This window comes from Streptomyces africanus (assembly GCF_002150735.1).
Classification (GTDB): domain Bacteria; phylum Actinomycetota; class Actinomycetes; order Streptomycetales; family Streptomycetaceae; genus Streptomyces; species Streptomyces africanus.
This window is the reverse complement of sequence record NZ_MUKA01000168.1, coordinates 1-3,426: the sequence shown is the minus strand read 5'-3', so window position 1 is coordinate 3,426 and position 3,426 is coordinate 1. Positions and strand designations below refer to the sequence as shown.

Below are 3,426 nucleotides of genomic sequence, written 5' to 3'. Positions count from 1 at the left end.
CCCTCACCGCCCGGCTCCAGCCGGCCGGCGAGCCCGTCGAGGAACCCGTGGAGCATGCCGCCGCCCGCGTCGTAGACGCCGAGATCGAGGTCGGAGGCGGGACGGCCGGGAATCCAGGGCGGGTTGCACACCACCAGGCCGGCACGGCCCTCGGGATACAGCCCGGGCCCGGTGACGCGGACCGCCCGCCCGAGCCCCAACCGCCGCACGTTGTCCCGGGCACACGCCCGCGCCCGGGCACTGACGTCCGTGGCCACGACCTGTCCGACACCCCGCCGGGCGAGCAGGGCGGCGAGCACACCGGTGCCCGTACCCAGGTCGAACGCCGCACGCATGCCAGGGCCCGGCAACGGCGCCCGGGCGACCAGGTCGACGTACTCGCTCCTCGTCGGTGCGAACACCCCGTAGTGCGGGTGGATCCGGGCACCCAGCGCCGGTACGTGCACGCCGTTCTCCCGCCATTCCCGGACACTGATCACGCCCAGTAGCTCGGTCAGGGCGACGGCCATGTCTCCGCAGGACGGCCCGTACGCCTCGACACACGCCCGGCTCACCTCGGGCGCCCGGCGCAGCGCCAGGGTGTGGTCCTCCTCCAGCAGGACGAGCAACTTGCCGAGCACGCGCGCGCGGTGAGCACGAAACCGGCGGTACAGATGAAAAGTCTCGGCGGGCGTCCCCGCCGCACCGGGCGCGGCACTACGGACACGACGGTCCATGGCACGCAACAACTGCCGCGCGTTCTGAAAATCCCCGCGCCACAACAACGCGGTGCCCTCACAGGCCAGACGGTGGGCGACGGCCGCCCTCATCCGGTCGTCGGCGACGACGACCCGTCGGGGCAGGGGCAGCCCGGACTCAGAATGCCAGCGGGCGGAACAAGGTTGAGCCTCGACCCAGTGGATCGTGGACACGGCAAACTCCTCGGAAGGCCGAACGTGAACGAACCTGCGACGTCACGACGACCGCGTCACCGAGGACCATGCCGAGTGTCATCAACGGACCTTCCGAGAGGCGAACGGGCTGGTTTCAGGATAGGCCCGGCCCCGGCAGATCGGCGGCGAGGAAGGGAGCAAGGAGTGCGAACAACGCGTCGGGGCGGTCGAGGGGGATGATGTGGCCGCAGTCCTGGAGATGGTGTCCGACCAGGTCATCGGCGAGGGGACGGAGTTGGCGTTCCAGCCCGGTGCCGACGGGGTGTGAGCCGACGGCCATGGTGGGCATGGTCAGCCGAGCCGTCGCGACGGCGTCCTGGAACTGCTGCGCGCTGGTGGGCAGGGCCCGGTAGTAGGAGAACGCGCAGCGCAGGGCCTCGCTCCCGGTGAACGCGTGGACGAAGGCCGCACGGATGTCGTCGGGTACTCCGCGCCCGAGCGTCCCCGAGTCGAGGAACCAGTCGATGTACGGGCCCTCGTTGCCGGCCAGGACGGTCTCGGCGAGGCCGGGGACGGCGTGGAAGCCGAACCACCACGGGGTGCCGCCCGCGAAGACGTGTTCTGCTCCGGGCAGGCGGCCGAGCAGTGCCTCCATCACGACCAGGCGCCGGACGAGGCCGGGCCGGCGCAGCGCGAGCAGGACGGCGGGGGCGGTACCCGCGTCGATGCCGACCACTGCTGCGGAGCGCTCGCCAAGTGCGTCGAGCAGCCCTTCGGCGTCGGCGGCGAGGGTGCCCGCGTCGTAACCCTCGACGGCACGTGCACTGGCCCCGAAGCCGCGCAGGTCCGGGGCGATGACCCGGTACTGCCCGGCCAGTCGGCCCATGATGCCGCGCCAGAGTTGCCAGGTGTGCGGGAAGCCGTGCAGCAGGAGAACCGCGGGTCCCTCACCGGCGATCGCGACGTTGAGCTGGACGCCGTTCGTCGTGATGCGGCGCAGTTGGTGTGCGGTGGTGGCGGGCATGACGACTCCCCGGATGGTTACCATTGGTGACCACAGAACGATAGGTAACTGGCCGACCGCTGCCCAGATGGCACTTTCAGGGAAGGTGGTGAGCCGCAGGTGACCACCCGAGGAGCCCGGCCCGCCGGTCGCGGGGTGCGCGGCGATCTGTTCGATCCCTACTGCCCGACGCGGCAGTTGCTGGACCGCATCGGTACGAAGTGGACGTCCATGGCCGTCAAGACACTCGCCGATGCCGCACCGGACGAGGTGCGCTTCGCGGAGCTCAGACGCCGGATGCCCGGCGTCTCGCAGAAGATGCTGTCCGTGACGCTGCGCAGCCTGACCCGCGACGGGCTGGTCTCGCGCCGGGTGGAACCGACCGTGCCGCCACGGGTCTTCTACCGGCTCACCGCACTCGGGCTGTCCCTGGAAGTCGCGCTTGCGGGGCTGCGGACCTGGGCGGAGGAGCACATGGCCGAGATCGACCGCGCCAACGAAGCCGCCGACCAGGAGGTCGAGGAGAGCTGACGGTCACACCACCTCACCGGCACTCCCAGGCCGTGGGTGCCGGTGACACGCACAACAGCAGCGAGGAAATGCGGTACCCGCCTCAGCTGTCGGGCCGGACGAACTCGGGCTGGTCGAGCACACGCAGCCAGCTTCCGTCGGGCTGGCGCCGGACGACCTGGGCCCGGGCGCCCGCCCCGTCCTTCGGCGGGGTCGAGGTGAGGGCGATGTCGCCGCTGACCAGCGTCGGCAGCGGTTGTTCCGGCTCGAAGCGGGGACGGTCGGCCAGCACCTTTTCCCACAGCGCACGGATCGCCTCCCGGCCCACCGTCCGGTCGCCGGGCGGGTAGGCCAGCACGGCGTCCTCTTCGTACAGTGCGGCAACCCCGGCCGCGTCACCGGCGTTGGAGCGTTCGACGAACAAGCGGGTGATGTCTTCGGGCCGCATGGCCTTCTCGTACTCCGGCACGGGTACCTCCTGACGTCGGCTTCAGTGCTTTCCTGCGCCTTCCAGCCTGGTCGGCCGCCGATCAGAAGTCCAACAGATGGTTCTTCTGGAAACTAGAATCGCCAGTCATGGAAATGAGGCAGCTGGAGTACTTCGTCGCAGTCGCCGAAGAGCAGAACTTCACCCGTGCGGCCGAGCGGGTCCACATCAGCCAGTCCGGCGTCAGCGCCCAGATCCGCCAGTTGGAACGCGAACTCGGCGCCGAGCTGTTCCACCGGTCAGCGCGCACCGCCACCCTCACCGTGGCGGGAAAGGCCGCGCTCGAACACGCCCGCGCCGCGCTCGCCGCAGCCGACGCGGTCGGCCAGGCGGTGGGTGAGGTCACCGACCTGATCCGAGGTCGAATCACCGTCGGGATGGTCATCGGCTGCACCGTGACGCCGCTGTTCGACGCCCTCGCCACCTTCCACCGGGCACATCCGGGTGTGGAGATCTCCCTGCTGGAGGACAACTCCGACCGGCTCGTCGAGGGCGTACGGGCCGGCACCGTCGACCTGGCTCTCATCGGGACCGCGGCCGCCGCTCCGGACGGG

Annotated in this window: 5 protein-coding genes; 2 read left to right on the top strand and 3 right to left on the bottom strand. The window is 70.6% G+C overall.

What is annotated here, in order from left to right; translation table 11 throughout:
- Both CCL05_RS20915 and CCL05_RS20910 read right to left on the bottom strand, forming a co-directional pair.
- Positions 1-911: methyltransferase (locus tag CCL05_RS20915; RefSeq protein ID WP_086562013.1), on the bottom strand; the 911-nt coding region annotated here is incomplete at its 3' end.
- 115 nt (positions 912-1,026) lie between these two features.
- Positions 1,027-1,896 (bottom strand): alpha/beta fold hydrolase, encoded by an 870-nt coding sequence (locus CCL05_RS20910; protein WP_086562012.1) that lies wholly within the window; start codon positions 1,894-1,896, stop codon positions 1,027-1,029.
- A gap of 99 nt (positions 1,897-1,995) precedes the next feature.
- On the opposite strand from CCL05_RS20910, the gene CCL05_RS20905 reads away from it, so the two are divergent.
- Positions 1,996-2,406: a winged helix-turn-helix transcriptional regulator gene (locus CCL05_RS20905; protein ID WP_086562011.1), complete on the top strand. Its 411-nt coding sequence runs from the start codon at positions 1,996-1,998 to the stop codon at positions 2,404-2,406.
- 82 nt (positions 2,407-2,488) lie between these two features.
- Here CCL05_RS20905 and CCL05_RS20900 read toward each other — a convergent pair whose 3' ends face one another.
- Positions 2,489-2,854, bottom strand: coding sequence for a YybH family protein (locus CCL05_RS20900; RefSeq protein WP_086562010.1), 366 nt, complete (start codon positions 2,852-2,854; stop codon positions 2,489-2,491).
- A 107-nt stretch (positions 2,855-2,961) separates the two neighbouring features.
- Between CCL05_RS20900 and CCL05_RS20895 the strand changes: the two genes are divergently transcribed.
- A partial coding sequence (locus CCL05_RS20895) for a LysR family transcriptional regulator (RefSeq protein ID WP_143589921.1) occupies positions 2,962-3,426 on the top strand: 465 nt, incomplete at its 3' end.

Coding starts and splice junctions, on each gene's coding strand:
- CCL05_RS20910 (WP_086562012.1), bottom strand. CDS start 1,896: ATGCCCGCCACCACCGCACACCAACTGCGCCGCATCACGACGAACGGC.